Below are 21,187 nucleotides of genomic sequence, written 5' to 3'. Positions count from 1 at the left end.
CTCGTTCGTGAGAGTGTGTGCGTTAGCTCGGCGGACGCGGCGCGTCCGCCAGGTGTTTAGAGAATCTTGCGGATGTCCAGCAGGCTGGTCTTGCCGTTCAGGCCCATGTCCAGGCGCAGGCCTTCGGCGGTATAGGCCACGCTGCCCACGTTGCCGTAGGTCAGCGCGCCCACCGTCACGGCCTCGCCGTCGGCGTCCTTGGCGGCAACTTTGAAGGTGTACTTGCCGTCCGGCAGCGCGATGCCCGTGTCGTCCTTGCCATCCCAGGACATCTGGTAGATGCCCACTTCCTGGGGATCGGTGATTTCGATGGTCCGCACGGCCTTGCCGCCGGCGTCCAGGACGGTGACGGTGACCGAGGCAGCCGGGCTGATGACATCCAGGCCGAAAGGCGTGGCTTCGCGGGTGGTGCCGTCGGCGGCCGTGCCCAGCGAGATCTTGTCGCCCGGGAACAGGACGTTCTTGCCGATCAAGCCGGCGGCCTGGATCGACTGCGACACATCGACCTGGCCCGACAGCGCGAGCAGGGTATTGTTCAGCTGGGTGATGCCGTTAACCGTGGAAAGCTGGGCGATCTGCGAGGTGATCTGCGCGTTGTCCATGGGGTTGAGCGGATCCTGGTTCTGCATCTGCGTGACGAGCAGCGTCAGGAAACGGTCCTGGGTTTCATCGATGAGGCTCTTCGATGCGGCATTGGCCGACTGGAAGGCGGCCGAGGTGTTTTGCGTGCTGGTGGTGGTGTTGACAGCGGTTGCCATGGCGATCCCTCTGGGCGTTGCGTGCTTACTGTCCGATGGTCAGCGTGCGCTGCATCAGGCTCTTGGCGGTGTTGACCACCTCGACGTTGGCCTGATACGAGCGCGAGGCGGAGATCATGTTGACGGTCTCGGCGACCACGTCGACGTTGGGCATGGTCACGTAGCCGTCGTTGTTGGCGAACGGATGCTTGGGGTCGTAGACCAGGCGGGGCGGCGCGGGATCGTTGACCACCGCCGCGACGTTCACGCCGCCGATCTCGGTGCCCAGGTTCTGGCCCGGGGTGGGCGCCAGCTGGAAAACCACCTGGCGCGCCTGGTAGGGCTGGCCATCAGGCCCTGCCACGCTGTCGGCGTTGGCCATGTTGCTGGCCGAGACGTTCATGCGCTGCGACTGGGCCGCCATGGCCGAACCGGCGATCTGGAAGATGTTGATCAGGGACATGTACTTGGATTCCTGGTGTCGTCGGCGCGGCTTACTGCTGCTGCAGCACGTTCATCAAGCCTCGGATCCGGCCGGACAGGACGGTCAGGCTGGTCTGGTACTTGAGGGTGTTGTCGGCGAAATTGACGCGTTCCACGTCCATGTCCACCGTATTGCCGTCCAGGCTGGGCTGCAGCGGCTGGCGGTATTGCAGGAAAGTCGGGTCCGGCGTGGCCGCCTTCGCGGGAATGTGGCGCGACGAGGTCAGCGACAGGTGCGTGTCGGGCAGGCTGCGGTTGCCGATGGCATCCTGCAGGGTCTGCGCGAAATCGAAATCGCGCGCCTTGTAGTTGGGCGTGTCCGAGTTCGCAATATTGGAAGACAGCACCTCCTGGCGCTCGGCACGCAGGCCGATCGCGCGCTGCGCGAAGGAGAATTCCTGGCTGAGACGGTCGATCATCGGGAAAGAGAATCCTTGTTCGGCAAGAGCGGACACGGCACACAGGCCGGTCCGCCATACGCCATGAATAATAGGTTCCAGCCCCCGGCCACAATTACCCAAACAAGGCGACCTTTTTCAGTTAATTCCGGTATTGGGCTGTAGCACGGACTTCTACAATGCCTTCCATGCACCTGCCCTTGCCTCGCCTGTTTGCCCTTGCCTGCTTCGCCAGCCTGCTGGCGCTTGGCGCCGGGCGCGCGCAGGCGGCCGACCAGGATGCGGCGCAAGTCGCCACCGTGGCCGAGCAGTTCCTGCGCCAACAGCTTGCCCACCTGCCCGGTGAGCCCGAGATCGGGCTGGAAGCCGTGCGCACCGACAAACAGCCAGCCTGCGAAGCGCTCTCCGCCTTCCTGCCCTCGGGCGCGCGCCTGCGGTCGCGGATGGCCGTCGGCATCCGTTGCGCCGGACCGAAGCCCTGGACCCTCTACGTCCAGGCCACGGTCAGCGTGCCCGGCACCTATTTCGTCGCCGCCCGCGCCCTGCCGCTGGGCCACACCATCAGCGAATCGAACCTGTCTCCGCGCGCCGGCGACCTGCTCAACCTGGCGCCGGGCACCATCGTGCACCCTGCCCAGGCAGTCGGCTACATCACCAGCCAGCGCGTCGGCGCTGGGCAGGCCCTGCGCGCCAGCAGCCTGCGCCACGCCCAATCGGTGCTGCGCGGCCACACCGTCCGCGTCCAGGCGCGCGGCCCGGGCTTCATGGTTTCCAGCGAAGGCCAGGCCCTGGAAAATGCCGCGCCGGGCAACCAGGTGCAGGTCCGGACCCCGAACGGCCAGATCGTGATCGGTGTGGTGCAGGACGCCGGCACGGTGGAAATCCAGCTATGACCCCTTCCCGTGCCGCTACGCCAGGACTGGCAGGGCCCGTTTCCACCCAGATAAAAACCCGCGGGATCCGCTTTGTCACGCCCGGACAACAGACCGGCGACAAAAAAAGCAAGGACGGACTAAAGTTACGGCTTGGATGGTCGTTACCGGCAACAGGACCTGTTTCGCCGTCCCATCCGAGGTCCAGCGGAGAACCCTTTTGAAAGTCAATTCCAACCCGGCTCATGCCACGGCTTCGCCCGCCGCACCCGCCACGCGCAGCGACACCGCCCCGCTGCCCTCGGGCGCCGCGCAATCGAGCAGCAGTGCCAAAGTGGCATTGAGCAGCACGTCGCGCACGCTCCTGGCCCTGCAGAACGGGGAAACGGATATCGACGTGGCAAAGGTGGCCGCCATTCGCGAAGCCATCGCCCGGGGTGACATCAAGATCGACACCGGCAAGATCGCCGACGGCCTGCTCGCCAGCGCCCAGGAACTGCTGCGCTAACGCAGCGGTTTCCGCTCTGACGTCGTCCGTCCGGCATCGCGCCCCTTCACCGCCAAGGAACCCGCCCCATGCCCTCCCCGACCGACGACCTGCGCACTCTCCTGCTGGCCGAGACGGCCGCCGTCCAGAAATTCGCCAAACTGCTCCAGACCGAGTCCGACGCCCTGACGGAACAGGGTCTGTTCGACCAGTTGCCCGACCTTACCGCTGAAAAGAATCTGCTTGCCCAGGAATTGGGCGAGCTGGCCGTCCATCGCAACGCAGCCCTGCGGACGCTGGGTTTCGGCGCCGACCACGCCGGCACGCAGGCAGCGGCCCAGGCCCATCCGGAGATCGCCCCGATCTGGGAAACGCTGCTCGCCCACTCCGCCGAAGCGCGCGACCTGAATCTGCAGAACGGCACGCTGATCGACACCCATCTGCAGCACGTCCGCCTGTCGCTGGACGCATTGGGCGTCGTCACGGGCGCGAACCAGCAGCTCTACAACGCCCAGGGCCGCGCCAGTGGACTGCCGTCCGGCAAGAGCCTCGCCACGGGTTGAATGCAACACCGAATGCCCCAAAGGAAAACGGCCCATCCAGGGCCGTTTTCCTTTTTGCCTGCCAGCAACGCCAGGGTCATCAGCCCCTGGCTGCCTGACTGAGTTCCGTCAACGCATACAGCTTGAGCAACCCCGACACCAGTTGCCTGTCGGTCAGGTTGCCCTGCCCCTCGGCCATGTGCGCCAGTACCCTGCGCAAGGATTGCGCCCCGGCAGCGTTGCGCACCTGCCAGGCTGCCGCGCCCAACTGACCGGCCACGAGCGCCCAGGCGATCCAGCGGTCGACCCCGGTGTGGCAGGCATCGAGCGATTGCCAGGCCTGCACCATCAGTCGGTGGCCTGCCTTGCTTTCCTCTTGCAGGACCAGCCAGCGCGCCAGTTCATCGGTGCCCGCCTCCCCCTCCTCGAGGTTGGCAAGACCGTGGTATTGCGCCAGCACCTTGCCCTGTGCGTCGATGCGGCGGGCCGAGATATAGCGGCACGTCTTGCTGGCGCCACGGCGCGCGCCCAGCGAGACCGCCGCCTCGGCCACCCACAGCGCATCGGCGACCCCTTGCGCAGAAGCGCCCAACATGCCGCCCGCTTGCGAGGCAGACAGGGTCTGGACGCCATCCAGGCGCGCGGGCACGGGACGATGCGTCAGGGTCTTCGAAATGGCCTGCGCCGTCGTGGGACACGCTTCGTGTTCCAGCTTGCGCGCGCCGGTGCAGCGCGCCAGCCAAAGCGCATCGGCATTGCGCAGCAGCTCGGGCGTCAACGCCGTGTCGGCATCGAAAAGGTGGACCGTCGGCAACTGCGGCAACTGCAACGCGAACCAGGCCACCCGGCTGGCGGCGTCAGCCGACCCGGCGGGCGCCCACGACGCGATACTGCCCTGCGGCAATTCCAGCTGCTGCAGCGGCGCGGCCAGCGCCACGCCCTGGTCGCTCAGCGCAAGACTGGCGCAGAGATAGGCGCCGGCGCCGTCCTTGCCGACGGCCACCCGCGTGCGGGCATGCGACACCAGCAGATAGCGGTGGCAAGTCTTGGGATAGGCTTTTTCCAGCAGGGCAACCTGGGGCTGGACCAGCGCGTCCGGCGCCAACGCGGCGTCGGCCTGCTGCTGACGCAGCAGCACCGCGCGTGCCTGGACGCTGGCGATTTCACGATCCAGCCAGGCCAGGCCCGCGTCGAGTTCGTTGGCCGCCAGCCCGCCACGCGGACCGCTGATGGCGGCCATCAGCAGTTGACGGGTGCGCGCCTGCTGGCGCGCGTCCTGGACGCTGCCCCCCGCGCCGGGCTGATTCGCCGACCACAAGGCGCTCAAATCGGCGTCGGTCGGGGTATACAGGGCGGCGGCGTCGCCTTGCGCGCCCAGCGCCTGGTTCACCAGGTCGATGGCGCGCGGCACCGTCAGGTGCTCGGGCACCTTCTGGCCATGCGAGACATATTGGATGGGCAGGCGATGCCGGATGGCGGTATCCAGCGCGGCGCCGATGCGCGAGGCCTCGTCCAGCTTGGTGATGATGCAGCCCGCCACATCGTCGCCCGCGCCGCTGCGATAGGCATGCGCCACTTCGTCCAGGGTGTCGCCCTGGCTGGCGGCGTTCAGCACCAGCAGCTTGCGCACCGGCATGCCGGCGTTGCACAGCATGGCGGCCTGTTCCGCCACCAGCCGATCGCGCTGGCTGATGCCCACGTTGTCGATCAGCACGATGCGCCGCTCACCCATGTCGCGCAGCACCCGCTGCAGGCCATCGGCGTCCTGCACGGACAGCACGGGCACGCCCATCAACTTGCCGTAGATCTGCAACTGCTCGTGCGCCCCGATACGGTAGGTATCGGTGGTGATCATCAGCACCCGGTCCGCGCCTTCGCGCAACACGCAACGCGCAGCCAGCTTGGCCAGCGTGGTCGTCTTGCCCACGCCGGTGGGGCCCACGAGCGCGAATACGCCGCCCTGCCCCAGCAGGTCGTCTTCGTGGCGCAGCACGGGCAGATGCGTGATCAGTTCCTTGCGCGCCCATTCCAGCGCGTACTCATGGCCCAGGCCCTCGGGCAGGCGCTGCAGCATGGCGCGCACCAGCGCCGTGCTGAAACCGGCCTCCAGCAGGCGGCGGAACAGCGCGGCAGCCACCGGCGTACGGCGCAGGTGCTGGCCCCAGGCCAGTCCCTGCATGCGGTTTTCCATTTCGCCGCGCAAGGCGCTGATGGCGCCCAGCACTTCCGCGGCGCCGAGGGGCGGCGCGGACGGCGGCGCGACGGGCGCGGGCTGGGCAGCGGCAGGCCGGGGCCTGTCTTTCGGAACATCCTGGGAGACCGCGGCAGGCAGCTCGGCCGCCGTTGCTTCGGCTTCGGCCATGGCCGTGGGATCCCCGGCCATGACTTCGACGCCGCCATTGATGCGGCGGTTGGAGACGATCAGGGCATCCGGACCCAGCGCCATGCGCACCTGGCGCATCACTTCCCGGCTGGTGGCCCCGACAAAACGGCTGAGATTCATCGCGCACCCGCTCCGACGATGGTGGTGATACGGACGATGCGCTCATCAGGCAGCTCGGCATTGGACAGGACGCCCATTTGCGGCATGTGATGGCGCAGGAAACGAGACAGCGGCGCGCGCAGCGGCGGAGACACCAGCAGGACGGGCGGATCGCCGGCGGCTTCCTGACGCTGGATCGCGGCGGAGGTTTCGCGCAGCAGCGTCTCGGCCAGGCCGGGCTCCAGCGCGCCGCTGGTGGACAAGGCCTGGTTCAGCACGCGCTCGAGCTTGGCATCCAGGCCGATGGCGCGCAATTCGCCTTCGCCGGGAAACCATTGCTGCGTGATGGCACGGCCCAGTGCGCGGCGCGTGAGCGCCAGCAGTTCCTGCACATCCGGCAGGCCGCCCACCGCAGCGCCGGCCGACAGGCGCGGCGCGTGCTCGGAAATCGTGTCGAGGATCGTACGCATGTCGCGGATCGGCACTTCCTCCTCGAGCAGGCCCTGCAGCAGTTTCTGCACCGTGGTGAGGCTGACCGTCTTGGGCACGAGGTCCTCGATGAGTTTCGGCGCTTCACGGCCGACGCGGTCGAGCAGCTGCTGGACTTCCTGGCGCCCCAGCAGGCCCGCGCCATGTCGATGCAGCAGGTGGTTCAGGTGCGTGGCAATGACAGTGCCGGAATCGACCACGGTGTAGCCCGCGACCTGCGCGCGGTCGCGCTGGGACGCGTCGATCCAGATGGCGGGCAGGCCGAAGGCCGGATCGGTGGTCGGCGTGCCGGGCAGCTTGGACGTGACGCCGCCCGGATCGATGGCCAGCCATTGACCCGGGGCCGCCGTGCCCTGCCCGATCTCCACGCCAGACAGCAGGATGCGGTAATCATTCGGCTTGAGCTCCAGGTTGTCGCGGATGTGCACGACCGGCGGCAGGAAGCCGACCTCCTGGGCGAATTTCTTGCGCAGGCTGCGGATGCGATGCAGCAGCTCGCCGTTCTGGCCGTGATCGACCAGGGGGATCAGGCGATAGCCCACCTCCAGGCCCAGCGGATCGACCATCGACACGTCATCCCAGCTGGCCTCGGCCGCGGCGGCATCGGCCGCGACCTGCACGTGCGCGGGGGTTTCCGCGGCGCTGACCTTGGCGGCGGCCTGGCGTTTCTGGATTTGCCAGCCCCCCCAGCCCATCAGGCCGGCCAGCGCCAGGAAGGCGACGTGCGGCATGCCCGGGATCAGGCCCATGATGCCTACGATGGCGGCGGTGATGAACAGCACGTTCGGGTTGGCGAACAGTTGGCCGACCATCTGCTGGCCCACGTCCTGGTCGGTCGCCACGCGGGACACGACCACGCCCGCTGCCGTCGAGATGATCAGCGCCGGGATCTGGGCCACCAGGCCGTCACCGATGGTCAACAGGGTATAGACCCGACCGGCCTCGCCGAAGCTCAGGTCGTGCTGCGCCACGCCGACGACCAGTCCGCCGATCACGTTGATGACCATGATGAGCAGGCCAGCCACCGCGTCGCCGCGCACGAACTTGCTGGCGCCGTCCATCGAACCGTAGAACTCGGCTTCCTGGGAGATTTCGTTGCGCCGCCGCCGGGCATCCTCTTCGCCGATCAGGCCGGCGTTCAGGTCGGCGTCGATGGCCATCTGCTTACCCGGCATGGCGTCCAGCGTGAAGCGCGCGCCGACTTCCGCGATACGGCCCGCGCCCTTGGTGATCACGATGAAGTTGATGATCACGAGGATGACGAAGACGATGATGCCGACCGCGAAATTGCCGCCCACCAGGAAGTGGCCAAAGGCCTCGATCACCTGGCCGGCAGCGTCCGGGCCATTGTGGCCGTGCAGCAGCACCACGCGGGTGGAAGCCACGTTCAGCGCCAGGCGCAGCAGCGTGGCGAACAGCAGCACGGCCGGGAACGCCGCGAAATCCAGCGGCCGCTTGGTGAACATCGCCACCAGCAGGATCATCACCGACAACGAGATGTTGAACGTGAACAGCAGGTCCAGGATGAACGTCGGCAACGGCAGGATCATCATGGACAGGACCATGATGATCAGGATGGGGCCCGCGAGCAATCGGGCGTGCTGCGCCCCGTTGTTCTTGATCAGGCCGAGAAAGGCATTCATGAGGCTCAAGCTCCTTGCGTGGCCCGATCCGCCAGGGGATCGAGCTCACGGGGGACGGACAGGCCGGTCGGTTCGACAGGAACGACCTTGCCTTCGCCGGAACGCCAGGCCCGCAGCTGGAACACCCAGGCAAGCACTTCGGCGACGGCGGAATACAAAGCGGCTGGAATTTCCTGTTCCAGCTCGACGTGACGGTGCAGCGCCCGCGCCAGGGCCGGGGCCTCCAGCAGGGGCACGCGGTGTTCGGCGGCGATCTCGCGGATCCGGGCGGCAATGGCGCCCGTGCCCTTGGCCACCACCCTGGGCGCGCCCGTGCCGCCTTCGCGGTACTGCAGCGCCACGGCGTAGTGCGTGGGGTTGGTGACGACCACGTCGGCCTGCGGCACGGCGCTCATCATGCGGCGGCGGGCCATCTGGCGCTGCAGTTGCTTGATCTGCGCCTTGACGTGCGGATCGCCTTCGCTTTCCTTGTATTCCTGGCGCAGGTCCTCCTTGGACATGCGCAACTTCTTGAAGTGGCTGAAGATCTGCCACGGCGCGTCCAGCACCACGATGATCAGCAGCGAGGCGACGATCAGCGTGCAGGAGATCAGGATGAGCCGGATCGCGCGCGACATCGCCTCCGTGGGCGCCGCGTTCATCAGCACGAGCATGTCGTCGTGCGAGGACCAGATGACCCAGATGCCGATCCCGCCGATCAGCGCCGCCTTGGACACCGTCTTGAACAACTCGATGATGGTGTTCATCGAGAAGATGCGGGCCAGGCCCTTGATCGGATTCATCCGGCCGAACTTGGGCTCGAGCGCCTTGGTCGACAGCAGCAGCCCCCCCATGGCGACAGTGCCAAGGACCGCGGTGACCGCCAGCACGCCGAAGATGGGGACCAGCATCATCAGGGCCTGGAGCACGCTGTTGACGATGGTGGCCAGCGTCGCGCCCGGATCGGTGACCACCCGGCCATCGAAGGTCAGGCTGGTGCGCATGACCCCGCGCAGGTTGTTGTACATGGCGCCGCCGCCGATCCACAGCATGGAGACGCCCGCGACCAGCATCAGGAACGTCACCAGCTCCCGCGAGCGCGCAACCTGCCCTTCCTCACGCGCCTTTTCCAGGCGCCGCTGTGAGGCGGGTTCGGTTTTTTCAAGATCGCTGTCGTCAGCCATGCAAGCGGGATGCGGCGGTTTCGGGATATCCGGCCCGGCCGGCCAAACGCCGGACAGGCGAGCGCCGGCCAAGATGGCCTGCCGGCATTCTAGAAGCGCCGACTTGGCGCCGAATCCGCAAGAAACCGGGAATAGAGGGCGCTATTCCCCGCAACCCCGCAGGGGCTGCGGGAAAGGCGATCCGGCCATCTTCGCCGGTCCGCCCTTCCACCGCCTGGGCTCAGAAACCCAGGCTCTCCAGCAGGTCGTCGACCTGGTCCTGGCTGGTAACGATGTCCACCTTGCCCTGGGGGTTGATCTGGGGACCATTGAGCAGGCTGTTGGCTTCCTCGCGGCGATCAGCCGGGACATTGTCGATCAGCACCTGCAGCAGTTCGCGTTCGATCGTGCCGATCACGCCCATCATGCGCATGATCACCTGGCCGGTCAGGTCCTGGAAGTCCTGGGCCATGATGATTTCCATCAGGTGGGCCTGGGTTTCCTGCGTGCGGACAGGCACGTCCTGCAGGAATGCGCGCGTATCGTTGACCAGTTCGCGCGCCTCGGGCAGGTCCTTGGGTGCATCGAACCACTCCTGCCAGCGTTGGTCCAGCGCAACAGCGCCGCGCTGCATGCTCTCCTGCAGGGGACGAGCCGTTTCCGACGCGTTGATGGCGCGATGGGCGGCCTGCTCCGTCATGCGGGCGACGTAGTGCAGGCGGTCACGTGCGTCGGGAATCGCCTGGGCGGCGTCCTTGATGGCCTGGTCCAGCCCGAGTTCGCGCATGCTGTCTCGCAGCGTGCGGGTCAGGTGCCCGATGCGGACGATCAGGTCATCGGAGGCTTGGAACTGGGACGTAGGCTGCTGCTCGACTGTCATGATTGGCCCCTGCTCACTTACCGAGCTTTTCGAAGATCTTGGTCAGTTTTTCCTCGAGCGTGGCAGCCGTGAAGGGCTTGACCACGTAACCGCTCGCACCGGCCTGGGCGGCGGCGACGATGTTTTCCTTCTTCGCCTCGGCGGTCACCATCAGCACGGGCAGCGATGCCAGCGCGGGATCGGCGCGGATCTGCTTGAGCATTTCCAGGCCATCCAGGTTGGGCATGTTCCAGTCCGACACGACGAACTGGAAACCGCCATTGCGCAGCTTTTCCAGGCCGATGGCGCCATCCTCGGCTTCATCGACGTTCTCGAATCCGAGTTCCTTGAGGAGGTTGCGCACGATGCGGCGCATCGTGGGGAAATCATCCACCACGAGGATCTTCAGGTTCTTGTCTACCATTACAGCTCCAGATAAAGCGTTTGTTCGATTGTGAGGACTGCGGTGTGGCCCGCTGCGGGACAGCCCGCCTGGTACAGCTTGTTCCGATGACGCCCGTATCAGACCCGATGGGCGCGTTCGCCCAGGTTGCTCAGGCGAGCAAGAATGCGTTCACTCATGTTGCCCAGCGGCACGACCTCGTCGGCGGCGCCCAGCGCGATGGCCTCGCGCGGCATGCCGAAGACGACGCAACTGGCCTCGTCCTGGGCCAGCGTCTGCGCACCGGCGCGCTTCAAGGACAGCAGGCCGTTGGCGCCATCCTTGCCCATGCCGGTCAGGATAACCCCGATCGCGTTCTTGCCCGCGGTCGCCGCGGCGGACTCGAACAACACGTCCACCGACGGGCGATGACGGTTCACCGGCGGACCGGCTTCCAGCTCGATCACATAGTTGGCGCCGCTGCGCGCGAGCTTCAGGTGCATCTCGCCGCCCGGCGCCAGGTACACATGGCCGGGCAGCACGCGTTCGCCATGGACCGCCTCGGAGACCGTCACGGCGCACAGGGAATCGAGCCGCTGCGCGAACGAACGCGTGAAACCGGCAGGCATGTGCTGGGTGATCAGGATGGCGGGGCTGTCCGGCGGCAAGGGCTGCAGGACGTCCTTGATGGCTTCCGTGCCTCCGGTGGAGGCGCCGATGACGACGATCTTTTCCGTACTGGCAAGCGGGCGCGTCAGCCGCGCGGGCGCGGGCGTGGAAGCCGAAGCCGCCGTTTGGGGGCGCAGGCGCGCGCGCGAGGTCGCGCGGATCTTGTCGGCGATGAGCTCGGAATACTCCATCAGCCCGTCACGAATCCCCAGGCGAGGCTTGGTGATGAAGTCCACCGCGCCCAGCTCCAGCGCACGCAAGGTGATCTCGGAACCGCGCTCGGTCAGCGAGGACACCATCAACACGGGCATCGGACGCAGGCGCATCAGGCGCTCGAGGAAGTCCAGGCCGTCCATGCGCGGCATTTCCACGTCCAGCGTCAACACGTCAGGGTTGTGCTGCTTGATGAGCTCGCGCGCAACCAGCGGATCGGGGGCCGTGGCGACCACCTCCATATCGGGCTGGCCGTTGATGATCTCGGTCATCAGGCCACGCACCAGTGCCGAATCGTCGACGCAGAGAACTCGAATCTTGCTCATGGACGCTACTGGAAAAGGGGACGCACGACCGGCCGTCCCGATGGGATCAATGGGAAACGCACTCGTACACGGTTTGGCCGCGCAACCGGAAACTCTGGCTGATGTAGGTGAAATTCTCGGAGTGTCCGGCAAACAGCAAACCGCCCGGCTTGAGCAAGGGCGCGAAACGGGCCAGGATCGCCGCCTGGGTGGGCTTGTCGAAATAGATCATGACGTTGCGGCAAAAGATCACGTCGAAGGGGCCACGCACGTCCCAGCTGGGCGCCAGCAGGTTCAGCGGCGCAAAACTGACGAGATCGGCCACCTCGGGACGCACCCGCACCATGCCGGCATTCTGCCCGCGCCCCTTCAGGAAGAAGCGTTGCAGGCGCGCCGGCGACATCTTGTCCACGCGGTCCGCGGTGTAGACGGCGCGTTCGGCCTTCTGCAGCACCTGGGTGTCGATGTCGGTGGCCAGCACCGTCGCCTGCGACGCCCTCGCCCCCAGCGACTCGTGCAAGGTGATGGCGATGGAATAAGGCTCTTCACCCGTGGAGGCCGCGCAGCACCAGACCGAAATCGGCGCCTGCCGGGTGCGCACGAAATCCGCCAGGATGGGGAAATGATGGGACTCGCGGAAGAACGCCGTCAGGTTGGTCGTCAAGGCATTGACGAACTCTTCCCACTCGGGCGCGCTGTCGGCGTGCTCCAGGCTGTCCAGGTAGGTGCTGAAGCTGTGCTGCGACAGGCTGCGCAGGCGGCGCGCAAGACGGCTGTACACCATCTCGCGCTTGTGCTCGCCCAGCGAAATGCCGGCACGCCGATAGATCATGCGGCGCACCCGGTCGAAATCGGCCTGGCGGAACTCGAACTGCTTTTCCGCCTGGAAGCCGCCAGAGGGCGCGACGTGGTCCATGGAAATCCGGACGTCTGGGATCAGGCGGCGACGCGCTCGACCAGCGCCATTTCGTCGCTGGTCATGAGCTTCTCGATGTCGACCAGGATCAGCATGCGGTCATCCACGGTGCCCAGGCCGGTCAGGTACTCGGTCGAGAGCGTGGCGCCGAACTCGGGCGCTGGACGGACCTGCGCGGTCGACAGCATCAGCACATCGGACACGCCGTCGACGACGATGCCGACCACCCGGTGGGCCAGGTTCAGGATGATGACGACGGTCTGCTCGTTGTACTCGACCTTGCCCAGGTTGAACTTGATGCGCAGGTCGACGATGGGAACGATGATGCCACGCAGGTTGGTGACGCCCTTGATGAAGGGGGGCACGTTGGCGATGCGCGTCACCGTCGCGGCGTCATAGCCGCGGATTTCCTGGACCTTCAGGATGTCGATGCCGTATTCCTCTTCGCCCAGCGTGAACACCAGGAATTCGCTTCCGACGTCTTCGCCGCGGCCCGCCACTTGATGGGGGTTGTTCATGGTTGATTCTCCGTCAATTCAGAATGGCATCGGCCTGCGACCACTTCTCGCGGTTCGCACGGGCCAGCGCGAATACGTCGACGATCAGCGCAACGCTGCCGTCGCCCAGGATGGTGGCGGCCGAAATGCCGGGCACCTTCCGGTAGTTGGATTCGAGGTTCTTCACCACGACCTGGTGCTGGCCGACCAGATGGTCCACCAGCAGCGCGAACCGGCGCTCCTCGGCCTGCATGATCACGGCGATGGCCTGGGTGGGATCGGTCTGGGCGCTCGGCACCGAGAAGATCTTGTGCAGCTCGACCAGCGGCAGGTATTCGCCGCGCACGTGGATCACGCGCTCGTTGCCGGCCACGGAGTGGATCTGGTCCTGCACGGGCTGCAGCGACTCGGTCACGTGGCTGAGCGGCAGGATGAAGGTTTCCTCGCCCACGCACACCGACATGCCGTCCAGGATGGCCAGCGTGAGCGGCAGCACGATACGGGTCGTGGTGCCCTGCCCAGCCCGCGAGCTGAGCTGCACGTGGCCGCCCATCGCCTGGATGTTGCGGCGCACGACGTCCATGCCCACGCCGCGGCCCGAGATGTCAGTGACTTTCTCGGCGGTGGAAAAGCCGGGCGCGAAAATCAGCTGCCAGACTTCGTCATCGGGGGTGTTCTCGGTGACCGGCAGGCCTTGCGAGATCGCCTTGCGCAGGATCTTCTCGCGATTCAGGCCGGCGCCGTCATCGCGCACTTCGATCACGATGTTGCCGCCGTTATGCTGGGCAGACAGCACCAGCTTGCCCACCGGGCTCTTGCCGGACGCCACGCGCACGTCGGGCGCCTCGATGCCGTGGTCCAGGCTGTTGCGCACCAGGTGGGTCAGCGGATCGATGATGCGCTCGATCAGGCTCTTGTCCAGCTCGGTGGCGCGGCCCAGGGTTTCCAGCTCGATCTGCTTGCCGGTCTTGGAAGAGATGTCGCGCACCACGCGCGGGAAGCGGCTGAAGACGTAGTCCATCGGCATCATGCGGATGGACATCACGGCTTCCTGCAGGTCGCGCGCATTGCGCTCGAGCTGCTCCATGCCGTTCAGCAGGCGGTCATGCACCACCGGGTCCAGCGTCGAGCCGGTCTGGGCCAGCATGGCCTGGGTGATCACCAGCTCGCCCACCAGGTTGATGATCTGGTCGACTTTCTCCACGCCGACGCGGATGGAGGTGGATTCCTTGTCTGCATGCGCGGCGGCCGTATTGGCGGCGCGGGCAGGCGCCGGCGCAGGCGCTGCCGCGGCGGGAGCAGCCGGGGCCGGTGCAGGCGCGGCGGCGGCGGCAGGCGGGGCAACGGGCGCGGCGGCGGCGCTGAACTCGGCGGCAGCCTGGGCGAAATCATCGATCTGGCTTTCAGCCGCGGCGGGCGGCGCTGCCTCGGTGATGACGATCTGCTGCGCGTCGACGATGAAGCAGCACACGGCTTCCAGGTCGTCGTTGGTGCAGGAGGTTTCCATCCACACCGACAGCACGCCCTGCTCCGCCTGTTGCTTCAGCACGGTGCCGAGGTGGCCCAGTTCTTCAGCCAGAGACTGCTGGTCACGCTCGGAAGCACCGCGGATTTCAACACGCAGGCTGCGCTGGCCGCCCGCGGCAGGCGCAGTCGCCGGGGTGGCCGCGACAGGTGCCGCGGCGGGAACCGGTGCCGCGGCGGGAGCGGGCGCCGGTGCAGCCTCGCCCTTGTGCTCCAGCGCGATCTGGCGCAACACGGCGCAGATCCGCTCGTAGGCAGCCTGGTCGGGCTCGCCCGACGCCCGGTAGGCATCCAGCTGGCCTTTGAGCACGTCCTTGGTTTCCAGGAAGGTATCGATCATGTCCGTCCGCAGGGCCATCTCACCGCGCCGGATTGCATCGAGCAGATTCTCGAGCAAGTGCGTGGTGTCGGCGAGCATGCCAAAGCAGCCAAAAGTCGCGGCGCCACCCTTGATGGAGTGCGCGGCGCGAAAAATGGCGTTGAGTTGTTCGATATCGGGCGATTGCGCGTCGAGCGTGAGCAGCAACTGCTCCATCTCGGCGAGCAGTTCGTCCGCCTCGTCAAAGAAGGTTTCGTAGAACTGACTGAGATCCACACCGGCACTCATGGTCGGGCCGCCTTGTCCTCAAGAGGAAGTTGATGTGCCAGCGTACGCGCAACGAGCTCGACCAGCATCTGGGGGTCCAGGGGTTTGCTGAGCCACGCGCCGACGTTCAAGCCGCGCGTGACTTCCTGCAAGGTATCTGCATCTTCGGTGGTCAGCACGATCACCGGCGTCTGGACGGTCTCTGGACGCGCGCGCAGGCCGCGGATGAGATCCAGCCCCGACTGCGGCGACATGTTCCAGTCCGTGACCACCAGGTCCACGGGCTCGCGCGCGGCCACATCCAGCGCGGCGCCGCCATCGGCGGCGGCAAAGACCGTCCAGCCAGACTGCTCGAGCGCGCTCTGGACAATCATCCTCATCGTCACCGAATCATCGGCGACCAGTATCCTTGCTGCCATCTTCGTCCTATCGTGCCTGCTCGCCTCCGGGCGCCGGGACCGGCGCAGGTGCCGGGGTCGGCGCAGGGGCCTGCTGCGTGTCAGCAGCGCCGCCGGCGGCATCGATCAATTCCTGCACCGCATCCATCGCGCTGCCGGACCCAGCGCCACCCGTGCCCACTTCGGCCACGGAGGCGCCCTCGCTTTCGATCTGCCGCTCGGTGCGCTGATTCAGCACCACCAGACTGATTCGACGGTTAACGGCAGCGTACGGGTCGTCTTTAACCAGGCTCATGCTGGAAGACAGGCCCATGACGCGCATGACCTTGCTTTCGTTCATACCGCCCGCCACCAGCTCCTTGCGGGAAGCATTGGCGCGATCGGCGGACAGTTCCCAGTTGCTGTAGGCGCGCTCGCCCTGGGCGTACTGCACGGCATCGGTATGGCCGGCCAGGCTGACGCGGTTGGGCAACTGGTTCAACGCAGGCCCCAGCTCGCGCAGGATGTCCCGCATGTAAGGCTGGACCTGCGCACTGCCGGTGGCGAACATCGGACGGTTCTGGCTGTCGATGATCTGGATGCGCAACCCTTCCGTCGTCATGTCCAGCAGCAACTGCGGGCGGAAGTTCTTCAGGACCGGATTGGTCTCGATCAGGTTCTCGAGATTCTGGCGCAGGACCTCCAGGCGGCGGCGGTCACGGCGCTCGCCTTCGCTTTGCGCCTCGACACGGCGGCCATCGGCGCGGCGCACATCCCCCACGTCACGAATGGGATCGGCGCCGCCACCCGGCACGGGGCTGGGATTGGCGCTGCCATCGGGGCCGCCCACCAGCGCGACCTTCAGCGGCATCTTGAAATAGTCGGCGATGCCCTTCAACTGCTCGCGCGGCACGATGGAGATCAGCCACAGCACGAGGAAGAAGGCCATCATCGCCGTGATGAAGTCGGCGTAGGCGATCTTCCAGCTGCCGCCATGGTGGCCATGACCGCCATGGCCCTTCTTGCGGCGGATGACGATCCGATGGTTGCTGTTATGCGTATTCATGGCCCCGATCAGCCCTTGCTGCCCTGGCCCTTGGTCTGCTTCACGTGCTCTTCAAGCTCGGAGAAGGACGGACGCACCATCGTGAAGAGCACCTTGCGGCCGAACTCCACGGCCAGTTGCGGCGGATAGCCGTTCATGCTGGCCAGCAGCGTGGTCTTCACGCACTCGAGGATCTTCAGCGTTTCGGTGGCACGGCGCTCCACGCGCGAGGCCAGCGGCCCCACGAAGCCGTAGGCAAGCAGAATGCCCAGGAAGGTGCCGACCATGGCCTTGGAGATCAGGTCGCCCAGGATGGCGGGCGGCTGGTCGACGGCGGCCAGCGCCTTGATCACGCCCAGCACCGCGGCCACGATACCGAAAGCCGGCAGCGCATCGGCCGACGCCCGCAGGGCCTCGGCAGGCACGGCCTGCTCATGGCGGTAGGTGTCGATTTCCTCGTCCATGAGCGTTTCGATCTCGAAGGGGCTCATGTTGCCGCTGATCATGATGCGCATGTAGTCCGTGATGAACTCCATGAGCTTCTCGTCCTTGGTGATGCCAGGATACTCGGCGAAGATGGGGCTGGCGCCCGGGTCCTCGATGTGCGATTCGATCGCCATCAGGCCTTCGCGGCGAGCCTTGTTCAGCAACACATACAGAAGCGCCATCAGCTCCATGTAGCTGGCCTTGCTGTAGGGCGAGCCCTTCAGCGTGTTGGGCAAGGCCTTGCCCACGAGCTTGAGCGACTTGGCGCTGTTGCCGGCCAGGAAGGCCCCCACAGCCGCGCCGCCGATCAGCGTGAGTTCGAGCGGCTGATACAGCGCGCCCAGGTGACCGCCCAGTCCGGCGAAGCTGCCGAACACAGCAACCAGGACAATGATGTATCCGATGACGATTAGCACACGACCCTCTGCCTAGAATTAACACGCAATCGCCCAGAATGATCTCCTCTAAGCCCGGTTTGGAAAACCGGGTTCAAAGGGGCTTTTTCGTGGCTTTTTGGCCTTATCGGCCACGGAGAGGGATGACGCTCAGGCCTGCCGAGCGTCAGCGCCCGTCCCGACCAGCTGCCGGGCGGCCCGCTCGCGCGCGGCGGCACGGGTCTTGCCGGCCCGGGGAGGCGGACGACAGATGGCGCAGACGAAGTCCGATTGCGGATCGTGCGCATGGGCGACGAAATTGCCGCCGCACTGCGTGCACTGGGACAGCTGCAGCATGCCGCTGTCGAAGAAACGCACCAGCATCCACGCACGCGTGAAGCTCAGCACGGGCTCGGCCTTGTCTTCCACCGCCGCGTGCTCAAGGTACAGGCGATACGCATCGATGGCCGCATGCACGCCCTTGCTGGGCGTGCGCTCGACCATGAAGCGGTAAACGTTATAGAACAGCGACGAGTGGATGTTCGGCAGCCAGGTCATGAACCAGTCCACCGAGAAAGGCAGCATGCCCTTGGGAGGGGAGCACCCGCGGATCTCGCGATAGAGACGGGCCAGCCGATCATGGCTGAGGCTGGTTTCAGCCTCGAGCACCTGAAGCCGCGCGCCCAATTCGATCATCGCGCTGGCGAGACGAATTTCGTCGGCTTCTTTCGTTACGCTTTTACTGGCCATGGCAATCAGGAATCCGAAGTGTCAGCTGAGTGCTTCAACCGGCTGCTTGGCCAACAGGATGGTGGCATGGGCCTGCTGCAGCGCGCCGCCAAGCACATCGTGCGTGAGCGCGGACAGGAGACTGTAATCGTCGAAACGGAAACGGCACAGCAGGGAGCTGGACCCCGCGAGCTTGACCAGTTGGGCCGGCGACAGGCGCATCATGATGTCGGCGACTTCGTTACTGAATCCAAGTCGGAAGATGGCGGCGGAGTAGTCATCTCGCAGCATGCGCTGGGCGAGCAGGAGATAGGACAGGTTAACTTCGCGGATGTCACTTAGCAGCGCGTTTTCGGCCATTTTCATTGCTTGTCCCAGTAAGGAAGGTGAAGCCAGGTCGTAAAAGTGGTCATCCGGCGACCCCACGTCCGCAGCGGAAAACCCTTATTTGATGCTAAATGTATCAATTATCATTGCAATTGATTCAATGTAGCACATTACGTATCATTTTCCTCACAAAATATGACAACTATTGTGCACCGGGCGTTGAAACTTTTTTTATCGAAATAATTAGATACCAGCATAACTGCCATTTTCCCAGGAGAACACGCAATCCCTTGAACAAGCGCAAAAAAACTTGCGTGATCGCGCTATGTTTCTTGTTGCACGAACGACACAATTGCAGGGTCACCAATCCTGCCCTCCCTATGTACGACGCGGAAGACCGACTCGTAGCCCTGCACGCACCCATGGTGCGACGCCTGGCGCTGCAATTGCTCGCCCGCCTGCCCGCCAGTGTCGAGCTGGATGACCTCATCCAATCCGGCATGATCGGACTGCTGGACGCCGCACGCCGCTACCGCGCGCTGCCGGAGGCGCAGTTCGAGACCTATGCCACGGCCCGCATCCGTGGGGCCATGCTGGACGAACTGCGCAGCCAGGACTGGCTCCCCCGCAGCGTCCGCGCCAAGGCCCGCCGCATCGAGCAGGCCATCCAGAAGCTCGAACAGGCGCTGGGCCGCCCTCCCCTTGAAGCCGAGATCGCCCAGGCGCTGGATCTTCCGCTGCCCGAATACCGCGACCTGCTGAACGACGCCCAGGGCATGCAGGTCGTGCACTATGAAGACTTCGGCCGCGACAGCGAGGGCGACTCCGACTGGCATGACCGCGCCGCGCCGGCCGACGCCGAGGCCGACCCGCTGGCCCGCATGCTGACCGGCGACCTGCGCAACGCCCTCATGGCCGCCATCGATACCCTGCCCGACCGCGAGAAACTGCTGTTGTCGCTGTATTACGAGCAGGACCTGAACCTGAAGGAAATCGGCGCAGTCATGGGCGTGACCGAGGGCCGGGTCTGCCAGCTCCGCACCCAGGCCACCGCCCGCATCCGCGCCAAGCTGGCCGAACGCGCCTGGCGCGAAATGCCGCAACACCTGAGCGCCACCCAGGTCATCTAGGCCGCCCGGCCCCCGCCCATGCAGGGCCAATCCCGGCGTTTCACCCGGGTAATGAAAAAAACCGAAAAATTTTCGATAAACGCCTAAAGCCCAGGATCGGCCTGCCGTTACCCGGGACATCGGTTCAGATTGGCGGCCCCTCCGGATGCCGCTGAAGCGATACGCAGGGCGGCCTTGCTGCCCGGTTTGAAAAAGCCTTCTCTCTTGGGAGCCCATCATGGCTGCTGTTATCAATACCAACTACCTGGCTCTGGTTGCTCAGAACAACCTGAACAAGTCGCAATCCTCGCTGGGCACCGCCATCGAGCGCCTGTCCTCCGGCTACCGCATCAACAGCGCCAAGGATGACGCCGCCGGCCTGGCCATCGCCAACCGCTTCACGTCGAACGTCCGTGGCCTGACCCAGGCTGCTCGTAACGCCAACGACGGCATCTCGCTGGCTCAAACGACCGAAGGCGCCACCGGCGAAATCACGACCCACCTGCAGCGCATCCGCGAACTGTCGCTGCAAGCCGCCAACGGCACGTACTCCTCCAAGGACCTGGCTTCGATGCAAGCCGAAGTCGAACAGCGCCTGGAAGACATCGACCGTATCAGCCAGCAAACCGACTTCAACGGCGTGAAGGTTCTGTCGGAAGACACCAGCCTGACGCTGCAAGTCGGCGCCCGTGACGGCGAAACCATCACCCTGAACCTGAAGGAAATCAGCGTCTCGACCCTGAGCCTGGACACCTTCAGCATCGCTGGTCCCTCGGGCACCACGACCGCCTACGGCAGCGGCGCTTCGGTCTCGGGCCGCAACTCGGCTGGCGAACGCGTCGAAGTCGGTTCGGGCACCACGTCCCTGACCTTCTCGAACGCCACCGCCGGCGGCGGCACGTTCTCGGCTGCCAACCTGGTGCAAGACACCCGCGGCAACTGGTACGTGTCGAACGGCGCCACCGGCGACGCCGCTCGCTACTACGCTGCTGACATCCGCGTGACGGACGCCACCCAAGACGCCAACATTACCGGCGCCGCTGGCCTGCCCACCGCCACCGTCACCTTCGACAGCTCGAAGGAACTGCGCGTTGCCAGCACCAACCCGCTGGCCGCCGTTGACACCGCACTGAACACCGTCGACACGCTGCGTAGCGACCTGGGCGCGATCCAGAACCGTCTGGAATCGACCGTCTCGAACCTGAACAGCATCGTCAACAACCTGACCGCCTCGCGTTCGCGCATCGAAGATGCCGACTACGCCGTGGAAGTCTCGAACATGACGAAGAACCAGATCCTGCAACAGGCTGGCACCTCGGTTCTGGCCCAAGCCAACCAAGTGCCGCAAACCGTTCTGTCGCTGCTGGGCTAATCCCCACGGCGCCAGTGCGCGGGAAGGCCTTCGGGCCCTCCCGGCAGGCTCAAAGCCCACCCTTCGGGGTGGGCTTTTTACGTTTCAGGCCACGGTTTGCCGCGCAAGCCCCTCCAGGGTCGCCGGGAATCCGCAAGAAATA

The 21,187-nt window shown here is 65.7% G+C and carries 22 protein-coding genes; 5 read left to right on the top strand and 17 right to left on the bottom strand.

All coding sequences use genetic code 11. The features are described from left to right. Positions 1–56: 56 nt before the first annotated feature. From ODI_RS10830 to flgB, 3 genes are read right to left on the bottom strand one after another with little or no spacing between them, the layout of a single operon-like run. Entirely contained in the window at positions 57–758 is a 702-nt protein-coding gene (locus ODI_RS10830; RefSeq protein WP_067750910.1) for a flagellar hook capping FlgD N-terminal domain-containing protein, read from the bottom strand. A gap of 25 nt (positions 759–783) precedes the next feature. Beyond that, positions 784–1,200 carry a flagellar basal body rod protein FlgC gene (gene flgC, locus ODI_RS10825; RefSeq protein ID WP_067750914.1) on the bottom strand — a complete coding sequence of 139 codons (417 nt, stop codon included), beginning with the start codon at positions 1,198–1,200 and terminating at the stop codon, positions 784–786. Between the two features lie 31 nt (positions 1,201–1,231). Continuing rightward, positions 1,232–1,639 (bottom strand): flagellar basal body rod protein FlgB, encoded by a 408-nt coding sequence (gene flgB, locus ODI_RS10820; protein WP_067750916.1) that lies wholly within the window; start codon positions 1,637–1,639, stop codon positions 1,232–1,234. Positions 1,640–1,797: 158 nt separating this feature from the next. Here flgB and flgA point away from each other — a divergent pair, with 158 nt between their 5' ends. The 3 genes from flgA to ODI_RS10805 all read left to right on the top strand — a co-directional run bounded on the left by flgA (position 1,798) and on the right by ODI_RS10805 (position 3,540). Then, entirely contained in the window at positions 1,798–2,511 is a 714-nt protein-coding gene (gene flgA, locus ODI_RS10815; RefSeq protein ID WP_231968230.1) for a flagellar basal body P-ring formation chaperone FlgA, read from the top strand. Positions 2,512–2,710: 199 nt separating this feature from the next. Beyond that, positions 2,711–2,998, top strand: a complete 288-nt coding sequence (gene flgM / locus ODI_RS22515) for a flagellar biosynthesis anti-sigma factor FlgM (protein ID WP_067750919.1) — start codon at positions 2,711–2,713, stop codon at positions 2,996–2,998. Between the two features lie 68 nt (positions 2,999–3,066). Continuing rightward, positions 3,067–3,540 (top strand): flagella synthesis protein FlgN, encoded by a 474-nt coding sequence (locus ODI_RS10805; RefSeq protein ID WP_067750921.1) that lies wholly within the window; start codon positions 3,067–3,069, stop codon positions 3,538–3,540. Positions 3,541–3,619: 79 nt separating this feature from the next. Here ODI_RS10805 and flhF read toward each other — a convergent pair whose 3' ends face one another. From flhF to flhD, 14 genes are all read right to left on the bottom strand, one after another. Beyond that, positions 3,620–6,022, bottom strand: coding sequence for a flagellar biosynthesis protein FlhF (gene flhF, locus ODI_RS10800; RefSeq protein ID WP_067750924.1), 2,403 nt, complete (start codon positions 6,020–6,022; stop codon positions 3,620–3,622). Then, positions 6,019–8,133 (bottom strand): flagellar biosynthesis protein FlhA, encoded by a 2,115-nt coding sequence (flhA, locus tag ODI_RS10795; protein ID WP_067750926.1) that lies wholly within the window; start codon positions 8,131–8,133, stop codon positions 6,019–6,021. The genes flhF and flhA overlap by 4 nt, the downstream gene beginning before the upstream one ends. 5 nt (positions 8,134–8,138) lie before the next feature. Then, positions 8,139–9,296, bottom strand: a complete 1,158-nt coding sequence (gene flhB, locus ODI_RS10790; RefSeq protein ID WP_067750929.1) for a flagellar biosynthesis protein FlhB — start codon at positions 9,294–9,296, stop codon at positions 8,139–8,141. A gap of 220 nt (positions 9,297–9,516) precedes the next feature. After that, positions 9,517–10,155 (bottom strand): protein phosphatase CheZ, encoded by a 639-nt coding sequence (cheZ, locus tag ODI_RS10785; protein WP_067750930.1) that lies wholly within the window; start codon positions 10,153–10,155, stop codon positions 9,517–9,519. Positions 10,156–10,168: 13 nt separating this feature from the next. Next, positions 10,169–10,558, bottom strand: a complete 390-nt coding sequence (gene cheY / locus ODI_RS10780; protein ID WP_067750933.1) for a chemotaxis response regulator CheY — start codon at positions 10,556–10,558, stop codon at positions 10,169–10,171. 98 nt (positions 10,559–10,656) lie between these two features. After that, positions 10,657–11,724: a protein-glutamate methylesterase/protein-glutamine glutaminase gene (locus ODI_RS10775; protein ID WP_067750935.1), complete on the bottom strand. Its 1,068-nt coding sequence runs from the start codon at positions 11,722–11,724 to the stop codon at positions 10,657–10,659. Positions 11,725–11,770: 46 nt separating this feature from the next. After that, on the bottom strand, positions 11,771–12,619 hold the full coding sequence (locus tag ODI_RS10770) for a CheR family methyltransferase (protein WP_067750938.1): 849 nt from the start codon (positions 12,617–12,619) through the stop codon (positions 11,771–11,773). Positions 12,620–12,639: 20 nt separating this feature from the next. Beyond that, the gene (gene cheW / locus ODI_RS10765) at positions 12,640–13,137 is read right to left on the bottom strand and encodes a chemotaxis protein CheW (protein WP_067750940.1); all 498 of its coding nucleotides are present in this window, start codon (positions 13,135–13,137) and stop codon (positions 12,640–12,642) included. A 13-nt stretch (positions 13,138–13,150) separates the two neighbouring features. After that, positions 13,151–15,247, bottom strand: a complete 2,097-nt coding sequence (cheA, locus tag ODI_RS10760; protein ID WP_067750942.1) for a chemotaxis protein CheA — start codon at positions 15,245–15,247, stop codon at positions 13,151–13,153. Continuing rightward, positions 15,244–15,645, bottom strand: coding sequence for a response regulator (locus ODI_RS10755; protein ID WP_067750944.1), 402 nt, complete (start codon positions 15,643–15,645; stop codon positions 15,244–15,246). Before ODI_RS10755 ends, cheA begins: the two co-directional genes overlap by 4 nt. A 7-nt stretch (positions 15,646–15,652) precedes the next feature. After that, positions 15,653–16,669 carry a flagellar motor protein MotB gene (gene motB / locus ODI_RS10750; protein ID WP_067750946.1) on the bottom strand — a complete coding sequence of 339 codons (1,017 nt, stop codon included), beginning with the start codon at positions 16,667–16,669 and terminating at the stop codon, positions 15,653–15,655. 8 nt (positions 16,670–16,677) lie between these two features. Beyond that, entirely contained in the window at positions 16,678–17,550 is an 873-nt protein-coding gene (motA, locus tag ODI_RS10745; RefSeq protein WP_067750948.1) for a flagellar motor stator protein MotA, read from the bottom strand. 129 nt (positions 17,551–17,679) lie between these two features. After that, entirely contained in the window at positions 17,680–18,258 is a 579-nt protein-coding gene (gene flhC / locus ODI_RS10740) for a flagellar transcriptional regulator FlhC (RefSeq protein ID WP_067750950.1), read from the bottom strand. A gap of 21 nt (positions 18,259–18,279) precedes the next feature. Continuing rightward, complete coding sequence (flhD, locus tag ODI_RS10735; RefSeq protein ID WP_067750952.1) at positions 18,280–18,603, bottom strand: flagellar transcriptional regulator FlhD; 324 nt, start codon at positions 18,601–18,603, stop codon at positions 18,280–18,282. Positions 18,604–18,944: 341 nt separating this feature from the next. Between flhD and ODI_RS10730 the strand changes: the two genes are divergently transcribed. Continuing rightward, positions 18,945–19,694 (top strand): RNA polymerase sigma factor FliA, encoded by a 750-nt coding sequence (locus ODI_RS10730; protein ID WP_067750955.1) that lies wholly within the window; start codon positions 18,945–18,947, stop codon positions 19,692–19,694. A 217-nt stretch (positions 19,695–19,911) separates the two neighbouring features. Further along, positions 19,912–21,045 (top strand): FliC/FljB family flagellin, encoded by a 1,134-nt coding sequence (locus ODI_RS10725; RefSeq protein WP_067750958.1) that lies wholly within the window; start codon positions 19,912–19,914, stop codon positions 21,043–21,045. The last annotated feature ends 142 nt before the right edge of the window (positions 21,046–21,187 follow it).

Source organism: Orrella dioscoreae (genome assembly GCF_900089455.2).
Classification (GTDB): Bacteria; Pseudomonadota; Gammaproteobacteria; order Burkholderiales; family Burkholderiaceae_B; genus Orrella; species Orrella dioscoreae.
Note: the sequence above shows the minus strand (reverse complement) of the source record. Positions and strands in the feature narration are given on the sequence as shown.